We start from the raw sequence: 17550 nt of genomic DNA on the forward strand, positions 1-17550 counted from the left end.
CCAGGTCAGCCCCGGCGTTCTGCCGCCTCCACCGTGTTGCGCAGCAGCAGCGCCACCGTGGTGGGGCCGACGCCGCCGAGGCGGGGCGTGATCCACGACGCCACCTGGCCCACCGACTCGTCGACGTCGGGCAGCAGCTTCTTGCCCTCCCACGTGATGCCGCCGCTGACCACGACAGCGCCGGGCCTCACCATGTCGGGTGTGACGAAGCTGGGCACGCCGACGGCGGCCACCACGATGTCGGCCCGCCGGGTGTAGTCGGCCAGGTTGGGCACGCCGGTGTGCACCACCGTCACCGCGGCGTTGGCGCCGGGTTGTTTCAGGGTGAGCAGCAGCGACAGCGGCCGGCCCAGCGTGGGGCCGCGGCCGACGACCACCACCTCCTTGCCTGCCACCTCGATGCCGTAGTGCACGAACATGGCCTGGATGCCTGCGGGCGTGCACGGCACCGGCCCGTCCTCTTGGAGCACGAGCTTGCCCAGGCTGACCGGGTGCAGGCCGTCGGCGTCCTTGGCCGGGTCCATGGCACCGAGGGCGGCGTTGAAGTCGAAGCCCTTGGGCACCGGGTGCTGGATGAGGTAGCCGTGTACGGCCGGGTCGTCGTTGAACTGCCGCACGGCGTCGAGCAAGGCGTCCTGCCCGGCGTCGGCGGGGACGGAGACGTGGTGCGAGGAGATGCCGACCGCTTCGCACGTCTCGTGCTTCTTGCGGACGTAGCCGGCCGATGCCGGATCGTCGCCGACCAGGATGGTGCCCAGACCGACGGGTCGGTCGAGCTTGGCGACCCGGTCCTTGACCTCGGCCAGGATGGCCTCGGCCACCGGGCCACCTGCGAGCAGTTCGGCCGCCATCAGTGGAAGAAGTGCCGTTCGCCGGTGAAGACCATGGCGAGGCCGTGTTCGTCGGCCGCGGCGATGGTCTCGTCGTCGCGCAGCGAGCCGCCCGGTTGCACGACGGCGGCCACGCCCGCCGCGGCGGCGGCGTCGACCCCGTCGCGGAAGGGGTAGAAGGCGTCGCTGGCGCACACGCCGCCCTTGGCCCGTCCGTCGGCCTTGGTCGCGGCGATCATGCCCGACTCCACCCGGTTCTGTTGGCCCGCGCCGATGCCCACGGCTTGGCCGTTGGCCACCAGCACGATGGCGTTCGACTTCACGTGGCCGACGATGCGCCACGCCAACTCGATGTCGCGCCACAGGTCGTCGGTGGGCTGCGCCTTGGTGACGACCCGCCAGTCGGCGCGGGTGGTTTCGAAGCGGTGCGGCGACTGCACGAGGAAGCCGCCGCCGATCTGGCGGAAGTCGAGCTTGGTGGGCTCGGGCGGCCGGGCCGTGAGCACCCGCATGTTCTTCTTCGACAGCAGCAACTCCAGGGCGTCGTCGTCGTAGGCGGGAGCGACGACCACCTCGGTGAACACCGGTGCCAGCGCTTCGGCCAGCGACAGCGGCACCCGCTGGTTGATTGCCACGATGCCGCCGAAGGCCGAGCGGGGGTCGCACTCGTGCGCCAGCTTGTAGGCGGTGGTGATGTCGTCGCTCACGGCCACGCCGCAGGGGTTGGCGTGCTTGATGATGGTCACGGCGGGCTGCTCGCCCAGGTCGTGCACCAGCCGCCATGCGGCTTCGGTGTCGTAGAGGTTCAGGTACGACAGCTCCTTGCCGCCGTGCTGCACCACGTCGTCCCACCACCCGCTCTCGCCCACCGTGCGATAGCGGGCGCCCACTTGGTAGGGGTTCTCGCCGTAGCGCAGGTCTTGCGCCCGCTCCAGAGCCAGGTGGACGGTGGGCGGCAGCGCGTCGTCGTCGTTGCTGTCGAACCACCCGACGATGGCGGCGTCGTAGGCCGCCGTGTGGGCGAAGGCGGCCCGGGCCAGGCGCCTGCGGGTGGCGTCGGACAGTTCGCCCTCGCGACGCAACTCGTCGAGCACCGGCTGGTAGTCGGCCGGGTCGACGAGCACGGCGACGGAGTCGTGGTTCTTGGCCGCGGCACGCACCATGGTCGGCCCGCCCACGTCGATCATCTCGATGGAGGGGTCGGAGCGGAACGGGTAGAGGTTGCAGGCCACCAGGTCGATGGTGTCGATGCCCTGGCGTTCCAGGTCGGCCAGGTGCTCGGGCTTGGAGCGGTCGGCCAGGATGCCACCGTGGATCTTGGGGTGCAGGGTCTTGACCCGGCCACCCAACATCTCAGGGGCACCCGTCACCGTCTCCACCTCGACGTGCGGGATGCCCGCCTCGGCCAGGGCGCGCGAGGTGCCGCCGCTCGAGACCAGTTCGAAGCCCAGCGAGACGAGCCCGCGGGCGAAGGCCTCCAACCCGGTCTTGTCGTAGACGGACAGCAATGCACGCACTAGGAAATGAACTCCTTGATCGTCTTGGGGTACAGGCGGCGCTCGACGTCCTTGATGCGCTCGTGCAACGTGGCAGGCGTGTCGTCGGGCAGGACGGGGACGGCCTCTTGGGCCAGGATCGGCCCGGCGTCGACTTCGAGGGTGGCGATGTGCACGGTGCAGCCCGTGACCTTCACGCCGTAGGCGAGGGCCTCGTCCACGGCGTGCCAGCCAGGGAAGGCGGGCAGCAGGGCCGGGTGCGTGTTGAGGACGCGGCCCTCGAAGGCGTCGAACAGCGGCTTGTCGTTGATGGTGCCCCAACCCGCCATGACCACGGTGTCGACGTCGTGGCGGCGCAGGGCGTCGACGACCTGGTGGGTGTAGGCGACCCGGTCGAAGTCGGGGCCGAAGCTGGGGCGCTCGACGAGCTCGGCGGGAATGGCGGCGGCGGCGGCTACCTCGGTGGCCCGGCACGGGCGGTCGACCAAGACCACGGCGACGGGGATGCCTTCTTCGAGGATGGCTCCGAGGATCGTCCCGCTGCCCGACGCCAGAACCCCGACTGCCACGGAGGGCACGCTACCGTGCCTGGTCGATGCCCCGCGTCGACCACGTCATCTACGGGGCCAGGGACCTCGACACGGCGGCCGAGCACTTGGCCACCGCCTTCGGGCTGGAGTCGGTGGAGGGTGGCGTCCACCCGCAGTGGGGGACGGCGAACCGGCTCGTGGGCCTGGGGGACAGCTACCTGGAAGTGCTGGCCGGTCCGCCGGTAGCCGACCTGCTGGGCGACGGGCCCGACCGGTTGCTGGGCTGGATGGTGCGCACCGACGACATCGACGCCGACGCCACCCGCCTCGGGCTCGACGTCGTCGCCATGACGCGCACCCGCCCCGACGGGATCGTGTTGTCGTGGCGGTTGGCGGGTTGGGGGCTCGGCGGTGCCCTGCCTGTGTTCATCCAGTGGGACACGCCGTGGGAGCCCGGCGGCGGCGCCCGCCTCGACTGGATCGAGCTTTCGGTCAGCCCCTCGTCGTTGGGCGACTGGGTGGGCGACCACGACCTGCCGTTGCGCTATACGGCCGGCGACCCCGGCGTCCACGCCGTCGGCGTCAGGCTGCCCGACGGGCGCGAGGTCGTCGTCCGCTAGGTCCGCTAGAAGACCGGGTCTTCGCAGTTCCGGGCGGTGCCGTCGGTGCTGTTGCTGGCCGGCGAGTTGCGCGGGTAGGGGGTGACGTAGCCCGAGCCCGGGTCCTTGGTGGTGAGGTAGCGGATGATGCCCCGGGCCACCGCTTCGCCTTCCACCTTCTGCACGTCGGGCCGTGTGAGCAATTCGGCCTCGGGCGGGTTGGAGATGAAGGCCAGCTCGACCAGCGACGCGGGGATGCCTTGCGTGCGGCGGAGGATTCCGTAGTAGTCGTTGCCTCGGTCGTTCTGCCGGTACTTGGCGCCCGCGTCGGTGTCGGCCACCCAGGCCACGGGATAGGCGGACAACGCCTTGACGATCTCTTCGTAGAGGATGCCCGACAGCCGCTTCGAGTCCGACGACGCCACCTGGTAGTAGGTCTCGGAGCCCGGCCCTTGGGGGCGAGGGCCGTCGGGCTCGGCGTTGTGGTGGATCGACACGAAGGCCTTGGGCGCCAGCGCGGCGGCCACCCGGCCTCGGGCTTCCAGCGTCATGCGGTAGTCGGCGGTGCGGGTGAGCACGACCGTGTACCCCGCCGCTTCCAACGCCGCCTTGGCGTGGTTGGTGACGTTGAGGTTGAGGCCCTTCTCCTGCAGGCCGTTGGGGCCGACGGCGCCTGGCTCCTTGCCGCCGTGGCCCGCGTCGAGCACCACGGCCGCGCCGCCGATCGGCGTGCCGCCTTGCACGGTCGCCTTCGCACCGCACGGCGTTGTCACCTGGAAGGTGTCACCGTTGCGGCTGAGCACGGGAAGCACCACGCCGCTGGGCGACACGACGACCTTGGCCACCACGGGGGCAGGGGGAGGCGCGGGCACAACCGTCGTCACGGTAGGAGGCGGGAGCGGCTCGCTGGTGGTGGTGCTGGGCACCACCGTGCTGGTCACCGCTTCGGGCGGCAGCGTGGGCGGGGCCGAGCCCTCGTCGCCCGCCACCAGGGCGGCCGTCAGGGTCGAGGCAAGGAAAAGGGCAGCAACGGCAAGGCGCAACATCGCTAGCCCACGGTACCCCGAGTACATAGCGCTTCAGAACGAAGCGCCATGTACTCGGAGCGGGGGTTACAGGGTGGCGACGACTTGGGCCATCAGTTCGCCGGCCTCGGTGGGGTTGAGGCCCACCTTCACGCCGGCGGCCCGGAGGGCGTCCATCTTGGCCTGGGCCGTGCCCTTGGAGCCGGAGATGATGGCGCCCGCGTGGCCCATCTTCTTGCCGGGGGGCGCGGTCACGCCGGCCACGTAGGCCACGACGGGCTTGCTCATCTCCTTGGCGATGAACTCGGCCGCCTCTTCCTCGGCCGAGCCGCCGATCTCGCCGAACATGATCACGGCCTTGGTCTCGGGGTCGGCCTCGAAGGCCGACAGGCAGTCGATGAACGACGTGCCGGGCACGGGGTCGCCGCCAATGCCCACGCAGGTGGTGACGCCGATCCCCTTCTGCTTGAGCTCGTACAGCGCTTGATAGGTCAGGGTGCCCGACCGGGACACGATGCCGACCGGCCCGCCCGCCTCGGCGATCTCGCCCGGCGTGATCCCGATGTTGCACTTGCCGGGGCTGATGATGCCGGGGCAGTTGGGGCCGAGCAGGCGGGTGCCGGGGAACTCACGGCGCAACCGGTTGAACACCAGCGCCTCGTCCTGCGCGGGGATGCCCTCGGTGATGCAGACCACGAACGGCACGCCTGCCTCGGCCGACTGCATGATGGCGCCGGGCGCCGCCTTGGGCGGCACCGCGACGAACGAGGCGTTGGCGCCGGTGGCGTCGACCGCCTCCTGCACCGAGTCGAACACGGGGATGCCCTCGACGTCCTGGCCGCCCTTGCCCGGGGTCACGCCCGCCACCACCTGGGTGCCGTACGCCTTGTTGCGCAGGCCGTGGAACTTGCCCTGGCTGCCGGTCAGGCCCTGCACGAGCACCTTGGTCGTCTCGTCCACGAAGATGCTCATCGAAGGGTGCCTCCAGACAGCGTGACGGCTTCACGAGCCGCTTCCAGCATGGTCGGCTTCGAACGCAGCCGATCGGACAGATGGGGTTGCAGGATCTCCCGGCCCTGCTCGGCATTGGTGCCGTCGAGGCGGATGACGATGGGCGCCTTGATGTCGACCCGCTCCAGGGCCTGCACGATGCCGTTGGCCACCTCTTCGCCGCGGGTGATGCCGCCGAAGATGTTGATGAAGATGGCCTTGACCTTCTCGTCGGAGTTGATGACCTCGAGCGCGTTGGCCATGACCTCGGCCGAGGCGCCGCCGCCGATGTCGAGGAAGTTGGCGGGCGTGCCGCCCACCTGGTTCACCACGTCGCACGTCGACATGGCCAGGCCCGCGCCGTTGGCGATGATGCCGACCTCGCCGTCGAGGCCGACGTACTGCAGCCCCTTCTCGGCGGCCAGCTCCTCGCGGGCGTCGAGCACTTGCAACCCGCGGAACTCGTCCCACTCGGGGTGCCGGAAGGCGGCGTTGTCGTCGAGGGTCACCTTGGCGTCGAGGGCGTGGACCTTGCCCTCGGGCGTGAGGATCAGCGGGTTGATCTCGGCCAGGTCGGTGTCGCCCTCGACGTAGCAGCGGTACAGCTTCTGCAAGATCTCGATGGCGCCGTCGCGGGCCTCGGGGTCGAGGTTGGCGGCGTCGACCCACTCGGCCGCCTTCTCGGGGGTGAGCCCGTCGACCGGGTCGATGTGGATCTTGGCGATGGCTTCGGGGTTCTCCTCGGCCACCTGCTCGATCTCCACGCCGCCCTCGGCCGACAGCATGCCGAGGTGCAGCTTGGCGGCCCGGTCCAAGGTGAACGACGCGTAGTACTCCTTGGCGATGTCGGAGGCGTGCTCGATCCAAAGCCGCTTCACCACATGGCCCTTGATGTCCATGCCCAAGATGTTGGAGGCGTGCGTGCGCACTTCCTCGGCGTCGTTGGCCAGCTTGATGCCGCCCGCCTTGCCTCGGCCGCCCACCTGCACCTGCGCCTTCACCACCACGGGGTAGCCGGCCGCTTCCGCTTGGGTAACGGCGTCATCGACGGTGTCGGCCACGCCGCCCGCCGAGACGGGGATGCCGAAACGGGCGAAGTACTGCTTGCCCTGGTACTCGAACAGGTCCACTTAGCTTCCTTCCCGCGCCGTGAGCGCAGATTGCAACCACTCGGCAATGCGAGGCAGCGGCGTGCCCGGGGTGAAGACCTCGGCCACGCCCGCCTCCTTCAACGTGGCGATGTCGTCCTCGGGGATGATGCCGCCGCACATGACGATGACGTCGTCGGCGCCGCGCTCCCGCAGCAGGTCGACGACCCGGGGCACCAGCGTGAGGTGGGCACCGGAGAGGAGCGACAGCCCCACGGCGTCGGCGTCCTCCTGGATGGCGGTCTCGACCACCTGCTCGGGCGTCTGGTGGAGCCCGGTGTAGATGACCTCGAACCCGGCGTCACGCAGGGCTCGGGCGATCACTTTGGCGCCGCGATCGTGGCCGTCGAGACCGGGCTTGGCCACGACGACCCGGTAGGGATGTGTCACGGGGCGCAATAGTAGGCAGGTGCCCCTTCACCGCCTCCAGACGGAGTGGGACGCCGGCCTGCGCGGCGGCGACCCACTCGGCTTCCCCGGCTACGGCGGCGCGCCCGACCGCGAGTCGGTGCTGACGGGGCGCACCGAGCACTACGCACTGATCGAATCGCGCTTCGAGGTGCTGGGCGGCTCGATGGGCGCGGTGCACGGGGAACGGGTGGTGCGGGCCTATCGGCGGGCGGCCGACGAAGGCCTGCCGGTGGTCGTGCTGACGCAATCGGGCGGCGCCCGCATGCAAGAGGGCATGGTGTCGCTCATCCAGATGCCGCGCTGTGCAGCGGCCGCTCGGGCCCACGGCGCAGCCGGCCTGCTGAGCGTCGGCGTCTACCGCTCCCCCACCACCGGCGGCGTGTTCGCGTCGTACGGCTCGTTGGTCGACGTGCGCGCCGCGGTGGCGGGCGCCACCGTCGGCTTCGCCGGGCCGCGGGTGGTCGAGCTCACGCTGGGGCGGCGCTTGCCCGCCGACTCGCACACGGCGGAGTCGGCGTACGCCGCGGGGCTCGCCGACGCCCTGCTCGACGACGACGAGCAGGCGGGCTGGGTGGAGGCGGCACTGGGCTTGCGGGCCACGCCCTTGTCGCCCCGCTTCGAGCCCGCGCCCGGCGCTGTCGAACCGTCCTCCGCATGGGACGAGGTCGGCCGTTCCCGCGCCCCGGGCCGACCCAGCGGCTTCGACTGGGCGGCGCTGCTCACCGACTCGTGGATCGACTTGCACGGTACCGATCCCACCGTGCGCGCCGGGCTGGCCCGCCTCGACGGCGACCGGGTCGTGGTGGTTGCCCTCGACCGGTACGCAGCCGACGGTCGCCCCACCCCCGCCGGCTTCCGGCTGGCGCAGCGGGCGGGGGCGTTGGCAGGCCGGCTCGGGCTCCCGCTGCTGTCGCTGATCGACACGCCCGGGGCTGCGCCCGGGGCCGAGTCGGAGGCCGACGGCATCGCCGGTGAGATCGCCCGCACCATGGTGGCCTTCGACGCCTGCCCGACGACGACGGTGGCCGTGTGTGTCGGCGAAGGCGGCAGCGGTGGTGCGCTGGCCGTCGGCCACGCCGACCGGTTGCTCGTGCTGGAGCACGGCATCTTCTCCGTCATCGCGCCCGAGGGCGCCGCCGCCATCCTCGAACGCGACGCCACCAAAGCGCCCACCGTGGCCGAGCACTTGCGGCTGGCCTCACGCGATCTGCTCGACTTGGGCATCGTGGACGAGGTGGTGCCCGAGACGGTCGACCAGGTGCGTGCCGCAGTTCGGCGGGCGGTCGGCGAAGCGCGGCCGGGCGACCGCCACCGACGGCTCGACGCAGCAACGCAGCGGTGGGTGCAATGAGCCCGCGCCAGAAGCTCGCGCCCCGCACAGTCGTGGTGCTGTCGTTGACCGCGGTCGCCTTCGCCGGCGTGCTGCTGTTCATGGTGGTGAACTACGCCTCGCAAAACCCCGGTGACGCCAACCTCGGTTCCGACGTGGTCACAGCCAATGCCGAGGTCATGGCCAAGCGCATTGCCGAGACGGGGCCGCGGGCCTACCAGGACCCGCGCGGCGAGCGGCACGTGTACCTCCAGCACACCGGCGACGACCCGCAGCGAGGGTGGGTGCTCATCCTGGCCCAGGCGCCCGACGGGTGCGCCGTCTTGTGGGACGTGAAGCGCGACGTGTTCGAGGCGCCGTGCACCAAACGCACCTACCCCGCCGACGGGACCGGCCTCACCACATACCCGGCGCCGGTCGAAAACGGGCGGGTCGTCATCGACCTACGAGGTGGCTAGCCTGCCCGGGTGATTTTGAAAATGGCCCCCTTGGGCAATACAGATGTCAGTGTTGTCATTCGATACTGCATCTGTGGGAGCAGTCGGAAAGGCATTGTGCCGCCCGGGTACCTACCTGGGCCACGCTCGTGAGGCGATCGACATCGCCCGGGCCGTCGCTCATTACCCCGCGGGCCTGCTCGACGCCGCCATCCGCTGCGGGGACGCCACCGGCGACGTCTGCCACGACACTCCGGTCGTGCTCGTGCACGGCTACGGCCACAACCGCTCCGGCTGGTTCGTGGTCGAGCGGGCGCTGCGCACGGCCGGGTTTTCGCGGATCACCTCGCTCAACTACAACCCGCTGCGCCACGGCGTGCCCGAGATCGCCGAGCAGTTGAAGGCCCACGTCGACCTGGTTCGTTCGGTGACGGGCGCCGAGCGAGTGCACGTCATCGGCCACAGCCTCGGTGGGCTCGTGCTCAGGTGGTACGTGCAGGAGCTGGGTGGGGATGCCACCGTGGCCACCGCCGTGACCGTGGCCAGCCCCCATCACGGGACGGTGGCCGCAATGCTCGTGAGGCCCTTGGGCGAGACGGCCAAGCAGTTGTTGCCTGGGTCACCGGTCATCGAGCGGCTGCAACGAGGGGCTCGCTCGACGTCGGTGCGCTGGGTCTCCTACTACTCCAACATCGACCTGTTGGTGCAGCCCAGTCGGTCGGCCGTGCTCGAGGACGCCGAGAACGTGCTCATCAAGGACCACGGCCACCTGTCGATCCTGTTGTCGGGCCGCATGGCTGCGTCGGTGGTCGAGCAGTTGGAGGCGTGGTCGCCTGCGCCCGCCGCAGCGGCGCCGAGCCACGTCGGTGGGCCCGCCCGCGCCGCCCGCTGACCTGGCTACGGCGCCAGCGTCCCCGCCACCCCGAGCACGGCCCGGTTCAACGGCGTCCCACCCATCGAGCCGAGGAACCCGGCATCTCCGAAGGTGAAGATCCCGCCGTCGGAGGCGACCAGCCGGTAGCCCTTGCCGGACGGCGTGGGCGCCATGCCGACGACCGGCTGGTTCAAGGCCTGGCCACCGGTGGAGCCGAGGAACGCAGCGGCACCGAAGGCGAAGATGCCGCCGTCCGAGGCCACCAGCCAGTACCCGTTGCCCCACGGCGTCGGTGCCATGCCGAGGATCGGCTTGTTGAGCCGCTGGCCACCGGTTGAGCCGAGGAATTCGGCGTCTCCGAAGGTGAAGACGCCGCCGTCGGAGGCCACCAGCCAATACCCGTTGCCCGTCGGGGTGGGCGACATCCCGACGATGGGCTGGTTGAGCCGCTGTCCGCCGGTGGAGCCGAGGAACGGCGCGTCACCGAAGGTGAAGATGCCGCCGTCGGAGGCCACCAGCCAGTACCCGTTCCCCGAGGGCGTCGGTGCCATGCCGACAATCGGCTTGTTCAGAGGCCGGCCTCCCATCGACCCGAAGAACGGCGCGTTGAAGGCAAAGATGCCGCCGTCGGCGGCCACCATCCAGTAGCCGGACGTAGCCGTCGCCATGCCGACCACGGGCGCGTTCAAGGCCCAGCCACCCGTCGAGCCGAAGAACGGCGCGTTGCCGAACGAGAAGATGCCGCCGTCGGAGGCGACCATCCGGTAGCCGGGGTTCAACCACAGGGCCTCCGACTTGGTCGACGGCTCCGAGTCCTGCGGGCCGACCATCACGACATCGGCGACAAACGGACCGGGATACGTGCCCGCCACGACCGTGCACGGGATTGTCCACGTCTCGCCGAACGACAACACGCCGTCACCGTCGTCGTTGACCGGCGGGTTCATGCGACAGTCACCGCTCCACGGACTGTGGAACTGGTCGCCTGGACGACCGCGGGGTGAGACGGTCAGGTTGATGCGGCCGTCTGTGCCCGTCGAATCAGCCGTGGCGTCAAGGCCCACGGTGCGGTACGTCGCATGGAGGGACGAGTTCGCAGGAGGCATCGTGAACATTCGCTGCCGGTCGGTGCTTGCGTCGCTCCAGACGTCGAAGGCGTACTGCGCGATTGCGCCCGGGGCCACGACGACGTTCCGCGAATTGGCGACGACGGTCACCGTCCCGCCCGTCGGGAGCTCTGTTCCGTTGACGGTGACGGGCCCGTTGATCGAAGACGTGACCGTCAATTCGTGGAGTTGCGGCAGAGCGGCATACGACCATGTCGTGACGTGGCCCACCGTGTCGCGCACCGCCGCGCGTACGACAAGGTGGGTGTCGCCACCGTGATCGGGGTACACGAGTTGGAACTCTGGACCCGTTGACGTCCGTCCCGGATGCGTATGGCATTCGTCGACGCCCGTGCAGTGAATGAGGTCGACTCGCCACGCGACATCAGTCGCATTGATGTCGCTGTCCTCTGCATCACTGGCAGTGGCGGCGAAGGCGAGCGGCTCGTCGACGGCGAAGCGATGGCCCTCCGGGGGCCCGACGACGGTCAGCGACGGGGGGTGGTTGTCGATGGGAGCGAGCACGGTGGCCGTCGTGCGCGCGCCGTGCGGGTCGGTCACCACGAGCGTGGCGGTGTACGTCTGGGCCGTTGGGTATGTGTGGACGGGGTTGGCTTGCGACGAGTGCGCAGAGCCGTCGCCGAAGTCCCAGTCGTAGGTGAGGACGTCTCCGTCGGGGTCGTACGACTCGCCACCGGAGAACGACACGGTGGTGTTTCCGTACGTCGTCTGCGCCGACGCCTTGGCAACGGGAGCGCGATTGCCCGTGGCGTAGCGCAGGGCGACGACGTTGCCGGTGTAGATGTCGGCGTAGTGGACCTCGCCAGTGGGTGACAGCCGGAACGACACCGGGCCGCCGATCTCGGAACCGAAGGCCGACGACGCGTCGACTGCCATCTCGGGCGCCTGCGCCAGCTCGTGGGAGCCCGTGGTCTCCAGTGTCCAGATCTTGCTTGCCGTGTAGTCGCCGAAGAACCACGCGTTGCGATACGGCTCGGGGTACGCGTCGCCGTATGCGTGGATGCCGCCGGTGATCGACCGTCCGATCGTGTGGGAGTACTCGTAGAGCGAGAAGGTGGCGTCGTTCCGCGCGTACAGCCCCTGGCAGACCGGCGCCGTGGTAAAGCCGGACTTCTGCGCACGTCCCTCGTAACACGGCCAGCCGTAGTTCGCCCCCTTGCGGCCGATGTTGACCTCCTCGATCTTGTTGGCTCCGACGTCACCGATGTACGGCGTGCCGTCGGCCGCCAGCGAGAAGCGGAAGGGATTTCGCAGTCCTGACGCCCAGATGCGGCTTCGCCAGCTGAGGGGATTCGTAGCGTCGTAAAAGGGGTTGTCGGGGACGCCGCTGCCGTTGGCGTTGATGTGGAAGAGCTTGCCGTAAGGCTCGTTGAGGTCCTGGGTTCGAAGCGATTCCGGGCTGTTGTACGAGAACGGCGAGGCGTCGCCCATGGCGAACCAGATCGTCCCGTCGCTGTCGACGATCACACGGCCCATGCCGTGCACGACCTCGAAATGTTCGATGCCGTCGAGGATGACTGACTCGCTGGCCAACGCCGTCGGTGTAGCCGGATTGTCGACCGTGAACTGCGAAAGCCGGGAGAATGTCTTCCCCATCCGCTGGTACTCGTAGGTGGCGTACAAATAGCCGGTATGCGGGAAGTCGACGCCGATGCCGATCCCCAACAGGCCGAGGTCGCCGACATTGTCGACCGCCACTTGGCCGACGACGTTGATCGCGCCGTTGGGTGCGACGTAGGTGACCCGGCCGTTCTTGCCCGCCGTCAGCATCCCCCCGCCGGGCAGGAACGTGAAGTCGGTGAGGTTGAACTCGCCCTGCCCGGTAGCGATCGGCGCCGTGGTGAAACCCGGTGGCAGGAGAGGCGCCGCCACCGCTTTCTCAGGGGTCGCTATGTGCAGGGGCACAAAGACGAGCAGCAGCGCGACGAAGTAGGCCCGACCCCGCGTGTTCATTCGCACAGTTTAGGCGGACAATGCCAATAATCGACCACCCCCTCGCAACGTCAGGAGACGTCGAGGCTTTCGACCTCTTCGCGGTCGGCGAGGGGCGCCAGCAGGGCCTCGAGCTCTTGGCCTGAGCTGCCGGTGACGTCGGCCGTGACAAGCCAACCGCCCTCTTGCTCTTTGACGCTGAGGGAGCGGATGCCGATGTCTTCCATCTCGTTGAGGGCGGCCACCACCGCGGAGGACTCGTGGCCTGGCGCCACCCGGATGACGACGGTCTCGCGGCTCTTGGCATAGCGGCGCACCAGCCACGATCGCGGCGCCCGGAAGCCCACCAGGGCCACCAGCAGGGCCACGGTGGTGACGATCGTCGACAGGTAGGCCCCCACGCCTGCGGCCATGCCGATGGCGGCGGTGACCCACAGGCTCGCCGCCGTAGTCAGCCCCTTCACGGTGGCGCCGTACTTGAGGATGGCGCCACCGCCCAGGAAGCCCACGCCGGTGACGATGTTGGACGCCACCCGCTCCACGCCGATGTTGACGTTGGTGTTGTTGCGAGCGTCGACGAAGGGCTCGAAGCCGTACGACCCGGCGATGGTGAACAGGGCGGCGCCCAAGGCCACGCTCATGTGGGTGCGCAGGCCCGCGGGGTGGTCGTTGAGCTCCCGCTCCATGCCGATGAGCCCGCCCAGCAGCATGGCCAGCACCAGCCGCCCGACGATCTCCCAGTCACCCGGGTGCGGCATGGCTCGTCAGACCTTCTTCAGCGGGGCCCACGCCAGCAGCAGGTGCTTCTCGCCCACCGCCGGGAACCGCACCACCGCTTCGGCCTTGTCGCCGCTGCCGACGACCTCCAAGATCACGCCCTCGCCCCACTTGCTGTGCACCACGTCGTCGCCCGCCCGCAGTCCGATGTCCTCGGCTCCGGTGGTGCGAACGGGCGAGGCGCTGCGCCCCCGGATAGCCGCGTCGACCACGTCACGGCGGTGCTGGCCGGGGTCGCTCGACCGCAGGCGCGAGCGGCCGCCTTCGGCCACCCCGGTGAGGTCTTCGGGGATCTCCTTGAGGAACCGGCTGGGCGGGTTGTACTGCGTCGACCCCCACAGGGTGCGGCACCACGCATGGGTGAGGTACAGCCGCTCGCGTGCCCGGGTGATGCCCACGTAACAGAGGCGGCGCTCCTCCTCCAGCTCGTCGGGCTCCCCCAGCGACCGCAGGTGGGGAAAGATGCCGTCCTCCAGGCCGACCATGAACACCACCGGGTACTCCAACCCCTTGGCCGTGTGCAGGGTCATGAGCACGGCCTTCGACTCGTCGTCGTCGATCTCGTCGGAGTCGGCCACCAGGCTGACCGCTTCGAGGAACTGGTCGAGCTCCTCGTACTCCCGGGCGTGGCCCACGACCTCGGCCAGGTTCTCCAGCCGGCCCGCCGCTTCGACCGTGCGCTCGGCCTCCAGCTCGGCGGCGTAGCCGGTGCGGCTCAGTACCGCTTCCAGCAGGTCGGCAGGCCCTTGCCGCTCGCCGGTGCGCAACTCGTCGAGCAGGCCGAGCAGGTCCTTGATGCCGCCCAGCGCCTTGCCCGTCACGCCTGCCTGCTCGGCGCTGGCCATGGCGGTGGCGAAGGGCACGCCGTGGCTCGCCGCCCACGCATCGAGGCGGCCGATGCTGGTGTCGCCCACGCCGCGCTTGGGCACGTTGACGATCCGTTTGAGCGACACCTCATCGGCCGGGTTGGCGATGGCCCGCAGGTAGGCGAGCACGTCCTTGACCTCGCGCCGGTCGTAGAACTTGGTGCCGCCCACCACCTTGTAGGGCACGCCGATGCGCACGAGCTGTTCCTCGAAGACCCGGCTCATGGCGTTGGTGCGGTAGAAGATCGCCATGTCGCCCCAGCGCAGGCGGCCGGAGTCGTGCAGGCGGGCCATCTCGTGCACCACCCACGCCGCTTCGTCGTGCTCGTCCTCGGCGTGGTAGCGGGTGATGAGCTCGCCCGCCACCTGCTCGGTCCACAGCGCCTTGGGCTTGCGCATGGCGTTGTTGGCGATGACCGCATTGGCGGCGTCGAGGATGGTCTGGGTGGAGCGGTAGTTCTGCTCCAAGACGATGGTCCTGGCGTCGGGGTAGGCGTCCTCGAACTCCAAGATGTTGCGGATGTCGGCGCCTCGAAAGCGGTACACGCTCTGGTCGGAGTCGCCCACCACGCACACGTTGCGATGGGCCTTGCCCAGCAGGAGGACGAGCTCGTTCTGGGCCCGGTTGGTGTCCTGGTACTCGTCGACCATGAGGTGCTTGAACCGCTCCTGGTAGTGGGCCAGCACCTCGGGCCGGGCCTGGAGCAGGTTGACGGTGACCATGAGCAGGTCGTCGAAGTCCATGGCGCCCGCGGCCAACAGCCGGCGCTGGTACTCGGCGTAGACGTCGGCGATGCGGCGGTCGAACACGGTGCGGGCGTTGGTGCGGAACGTCTCGAAATCGATGAGCTCGTTCTTGGCCGTGCTGATGGTGTTCTGCACGGTGCGCGGCGGCATCTTCTTGGCGTCGAGGTTGAGGTCGCGCAGCACGTACGACACCAGGCGGACGGCGTCGGCCTGGTCGTAGATGGTGAAGCTGGACGGGTAGCCGAGCAGCTTGGCGTCGCGCCGCAGGATGCGCACGCAGGCGGAGTGGAAGGTGGCCACCCACATCTTCTGGGCGACGGGGCCGACGAGGCGGGCCACCCGCTGCTTCATCTCGTCGGCCGCCTTGTTGGTGAAGGTGATGGCCAGGATCTCGAAGGGCGACACGCCTTCGCGCACGAGGTGCGCGATGCGGTGGGTGAGGACTCGGGTCTTGCCCGAGCCGGCCCCGGCCACGATGAGCAGGGGGCCGCTTTCGTGGAGGACGGCCTCGCGCTGGACCGGGTTCAGGCCGTCGAGAAGGTCGTCTGCGGGGGCGTCAAGCATGGATGCCCCAGGCTACCGGGGGGATGAGACAACGAAGCGGGACACGCGAAGCTCTGGCTGGCGTTTCTCGTCCCCGGTCGGCTCCACGCCGCAGTCGAGGACCGGTACCCGGCGGGCCACCTCCGTCGAGGCCCAGATGATGCGGGCCTCGCTGCGCAGTTCCACGTGGTCGCCTGTCGTGACCGCGGTGCGGGGCGTGCCCAGCCAGTCCCACCCGAAGCGAGCGAATGCCTCCCGGTCGACGGCTTGGGCGGCGGGCGAGTCGAGGCCACTGCAGCCCCGGAAGTTGCGGCTCACGTCGCCCTCCCGACGGAGCACGCGGTCGAGGCCGCCGTCGTCGAGGTAGCCCCAGAACACGCCGTCGGGGAAGGTCACGCCCGTCGGTGCGAAGCGGTGGCCGCCGGTGTGGCTGGTGCGCCACAGCCGCACGTCGGGGGGCACGTCGCCCAGCGCGTCGAGGAGGAGTATGCCAAGGCGGCCGCAGCACCGGTCGCGGTTGCCGTGGGTGCAGACGAGCACGTCGCGCACCGGGACCGCTGCCGGAGGAACGGTGCCCGCCAGCAACTCGTCGCACGCCGCCCGCACGTCGTCGGGGTCGACGGCCACTTCGCTGCGCCGGAAGCCGCCGAAGGGCTGTGCCGGGACGCGCGACCAATGGACGACCCGGCGCAGGGGCGCCATGTCGCCGTCGGGTGCGACCACCAGTTGCAGCCGGACGTCACGGCCCTTGGGCGCCCGCACCTTGACGACCTCCTTGGCATCGCGGGGCCACGGCAACGGGTGCTCGACCAGGAGGAAGTCGGTGTAGGAGCCCGCGGTGCCGACGAGGTCGAGCCCATCCTCCCGGGCGGCGGCGGAGCAGCGGAACGTCGAGGTCATGCCACCCGGGCGGCGGCGTCGGCCAGCAGGGCGGCGAGGCGGCTCTCGCAGCGGCCGTACTTCTTGCGGTACCCGCCGTTGCGGTACGACGGGGGGAACAGGTCGTGTACGGCGCAGCCCGACGCCGCCACGGTGATCTCGGCGTCGTAAAGCTCGTCGACCAAGGCCACGAACAGGAGGGCGTCGCCCTGGTTGGCGATGGGGTGCAGGCCCCGGATGACCACGGCGTCGAGGCCGTCGAGCAGGGCGCCGAACTGCACGGGGTGGACCTGGCGCAGGTGGCCAAGCAACGAGTCGAAGTCGTCCTCACTGACGGCGCCGTCGACGTCGAGGCGGTCGAGGTCGGCGTCGTCGAGAGGCTCGGCTTCGGTGCGGGCCGAAGCCCGGTAGTCGGGGCCGTCGATGCGCAGGACGTCGAACCACGAGGCGATGGCCGCGATCTCCCGGGCGAAGTCGGCGGCGTGGAAGCGGCCCTCGCCCAGCCGGTCGGGCAGCGAGTTCGAGGTGGTCGCCACCCGGGTGCCGGTGGGCACGACCGAGCGCAGGAAGGTGACGGTCATCAACGTGTTGGCCACGTCGTCGAGCTCGAACTCGTCGATGCACAGCAGCTTGTGACCGGCAAAGGTCTCCACGGCCTTGTCCATGCCCAGAAAGCCGATGACCGACGTCAGTTCGCCGAAGGTGAGGTACGCCTTGGGCCCGGGCGAGACGTGCCACAACGAGGCCAGCAGGTGGGTCTTGCCCACGCCGAACCCGCCGTCGAGGTAGCGCCCCGGCTTGCCCTGGTCGGGCTGCTTGCGGAACCAACGCTTGGTCGGCTCGGGCGGGGCAGCGAACCGTTCCAACTCGGCCCTGGCCGCGGCCTGCGACGGGTGGGCCGGGTTGGGCACGTAGGTCTCGAAGCGCACGCCGGCGAAGCGCTTGGGTGGGTGGAACCGGGCCACCAAGTCGGCCGCCGTCAGCGCCGGCCTGCGGTCGACCAACCGTT

16 protein-coding genes are annotated in these 17550 nt (G+C 69.9%); 4 read left to right on the forward strand and 12 right to left on the reverse strand.

All coding sequences use genetic code 11. The features are described from left to right. Nucleotides 1-5: 5 nt before the first annotated feature. Genes VM938_00410 through purN form a run of 3 tightly spaced genes read right to left on the reverse strand, consistent with a single transcriptional unit; the run spans nucleotide 6 to nucleotide 2895 of the window. A complete protein-coding gene (locus tag VM938_00410; protein HVF73478.1) occupies nucleotides 6-851 on the reverse strand; it encodes a tetrahydrofolate dehydrogenase/cyclohydrolase catalytic domain-containing protein in 846 nt (281 codons plus the stop codon). After that, nucleotides 851-2347 carry a bifunctional phosphoribosylaminoimidazolecarboxamide formyltransferase/IMP cyclohydrolase gene (purH, locus tag VM938_00415; GenBank protein HVF73479.1) on the reverse strand — a complete coding sequence of 499 codons (1497 nt, stop codon included), beginning with the start codon at nucleotides 2345-2347 and terminating at the stop codon, nucleotides 851-853. The genes VM938_00410 and purH overlap by 1 nt, the downstream gene beginning before the upstream one ends. After that, the gene (gene purN, locus VM938_00420; protein ID HVF73480.1) at nucleotides 2347-2895 is read right to left on the reverse strand and encodes a phosphoribosylglycinamide formyltransferase; all 549 of its coding nucleotides are present in this window, start codon (nucleotides 2893-2895) and stop codon (nucleotides 2347-2349) included. Before purN ends, purH begins: the two co-directional genes overlap by 1 nt. 26 nt (nucleotides 2896-2921) lie before the next feature. Here purN and VM938_00425 point away from each other — a divergent pair, with 26 nt between their 5' ends. Continuing rightward, a complete protein-coding gene (locus tag VM938_00425; protein ID HVF73481.1) occupies nucleotides 2922-3476 on the forward strand; it encodes a VOC family protein in 555 nt (184 codons plus the stop codon). Nucleotides 3477-3481: 5 nt separating this feature from the next. Here the strand turns inward: VM938_00425 and VM938_00430 are convergent, their stop codons facing one another. The 4 genes from VM938_00430 to VM938_00445 form a co-directional block, all read right to left on the reverse strand. Next, complete coding sequence (locus VM938_00430; GenBank protein ID HVF73482.1) at nucleotides 3482-4501, reverse strand: N-acetylmuramoyl-L-alanine amidase; 1020 nt, start codon at nucleotides 4499-4501, stop codon at nucleotides 3482-3484. Between the two features lie 66 nt (nucleotides 4502-4567). After that, nucleotides 4568-5452 (reverse strand): succinate--CoA ligase subunit alpha, encoded by an 885-nt coding sequence (gene sucD / locus VM938_00435; protein ID HVF73483.1) that lies wholly within the window; start codon nucleotides 5450-5452, stop codon nucleotides 4568-4570. Beyond that, nucleotides 5449-6600: an ADP-forming succinate--CoA ligase subunit beta gene (gene sucC / locus VM938_00440; GenBank protein ID HVF73484.1), complete on the reverse strand. Its 1152-nt coding sequence runs from the start codon at nucleotides 6598-6600 to the stop codon at nucleotides 5449-5451. Before sucC ends, sucD begins: the two co-directional genes overlap by 4 nt. Next, nucleotides 6601-7008 carry a cobalamin B12-binding domain-containing protein gene (locus tag VM938_00445; GenBank protein ID HVF73485.1) on the reverse strand — a complete coding sequence of 136 codons (408 nt, stop codon included), beginning with the start codon at nucleotides 7006-7008 and terminating at the stop codon, nucleotides 6601-6603. Nucleotides 7009-7027: 19 nt separating this feature from the next. Here VM938_00445 and VM938_00450 point away from each other — a divergent pair, with 19 nt between their 5' ends. The 3 genes from VM938_00450 to VM938_00460 all read left to right on the forward strand — a co-directional run bounded on the left by VM938_00450 (nucleotide 7028) and on the right by VM938_00460 (nucleotide 9688). Next, nucleotides 7028-8380, forward strand: a complete 1353-nt coding sequence (locus tag VM938_00450) for a carboxyl transferase domain-containing protein (GenBank protein ID HVF73486.1) — start codon at nucleotides 7028-7030, stop codon at nucleotides 8378-8380. Then, a complete protein-coding gene (locus tag VM938_00455) occupies nucleotides 8377-8817 on the forward strand; it encodes a hypothetical protein (GenBank protein ID HVF73487.1) in 441 nt (146 codons plus the stop codon). The genes VM938_00450 and VM938_00455 overlap by 4 nt, the downstream gene beginning before the upstream one ends. 73 nt (nucleotides 8818-8890) lie before the next feature. After that, nucleotides 8891-9688 (forward strand): alpha/beta fold hydrolase, encoded by a 798-nt coding sequence (locus VM938_00460; protein ID HVF73488.1) that lies wholly within the window; start codon nucleotides 8891-8893, stop codon nucleotides 9686-9688. 5 nt (nucleotides 9689-9693) lie between these two features. Here VM938_00460 and VM938_00465 read toward each other — a convergent pair whose 3' ends face one another. From VM938_00465 to zapE, 5 genes are read right to left on the reverse strand one after another with little or no spacing between them, the layout of a single operon-like run. Then, a complete protein-coding gene (locus tag VM938_00465; GenBank protein ID HVF73489.1) occupies nucleotides 9694-12750 on the reverse strand; it encodes a PQQ-dependent sugar dehydrogenase in 3057 nt (1018 codons plus the stop codon). Nucleotides 12751-12800: 50 nt separating this feature from the next. After that, nucleotides 12801-13487, reverse strand: a complete 687-nt coding sequence (locus VM938_00470) for an MgtC/SapB family protein (GenBank protein HVF73490.1) — start codon at nucleotides 13485-13487, stop codon at nucleotides 12801-12803. 6 nt (nucleotides 13488-13493) lie between these two features. Further along, nucleotides 13494-15683 (reverse strand): DNA helicase PcrA, encoded by a 2190-nt coding sequence (gene pcrA / locus VM938_00475; protein ID HVF73491.1) that lies wholly within the window; start codon nucleotides 15681-15683, stop codon nucleotides 13494-13496. A gap of 12 nt (nucleotides 15684-15695) precedes the next feature. Next, complete coding sequence (locus tag VM938_00480) at nucleotides 15696-16562, reverse strand: sucrase ferredoxin (protein ID HVF73492.1); 867 nt, start codon at nucleotides 16560-16562, stop codon at nucleotides 15696-15698. Continuing rightward, nucleotides 16559-17545: a cell division protein ZapE gene (gene zapE / locus VM938_00485; GenBank protein ID HVF73493.1), complete on the reverse strand. Its 987-nt coding sequence runs from the start codon at nucleotides 17543-17545 to the stop codon at nucleotides 16559-16561. The genes VM938_00480 and zapE overlap by 4 nt, the downstream gene beginning before the upstream one ends. Nucleotides 17546-17550 lie beyond the last annotated feature (5 nt).

This window comes from Acidimicrobiales bacterium (assembly GCA_035536915.1).
In the GTDB taxonomy this organism is placed as follows: domain Bacteria; phylum Actinomycetota; class Acidimicrobiia; order Acidimicrobiales; family JAHWLA01; genus JAHWLA01.

Bases quoted from the DNA above. Each gene is read 5' to 3' on its own strand.
- pcrA (HVF73491.1), bottom strand. From the start codon at position 15,683: ATGCTTGACGCCCCCGCAGACGACCTTCTCGACGGCCTGAACCCGGTC.
- VM938_00465 (HVF73489.1), bottom strand. From the start codon at position 12,750: ATGAACACGCGGGGTCGGGCCTACTTCGTCGCGCTGCTGCTCGTCTTT.
- VM938_00430 (HVF73482.1), bottom strand. From the start codon at position 4,501: ATGTTGCGCCTTGCCGTTGCTGCCCTTTTCCTTGCCTCGACCCTGACG.
- sucD (HVF73483.1), bottom strand. From the start codon at position 5,452: ATGAGCATCTTCGTGGACGAGACGACCAAGGTGCTCGTGCAGGGCCTG.
- VM938_00480 (HVF73492.1), bottom strand. From the start codon at position 16,562: ATGACCTCGACGTTCCGCTGCTCCGCCGCCGCCCGGGAGGATGGGCTC.
- VM938_00425 (HVF73481.1), top strand. From the start codon at position 2,922: ATGCCCCGCGTCGACCACGTCATCTACGGGGCCAGGGACCTCGACACG.
- VM938_00455 (HVF73487.1), top strand. From the start codon at position 8,377: ATGAGCCCGCGCCAGAAGCTCGCGCCCCGCACAGTCGTGGTGCTGTCG.
- VM938_00410 (HVF73478.1), bottom strand. From the start codon at position 851: ATGGCGGCCGAACTGCTCGCAGGTGGCCCGGTGGCCGAGGCCATCCTG.
- VM938_00470 (HVF73490.1), bottom strand. From the start codon at position 13,487: ATGCCGCACCCGGGTGACTGGGAGATCGTCGGGCGGCTGGTGCTGGCC.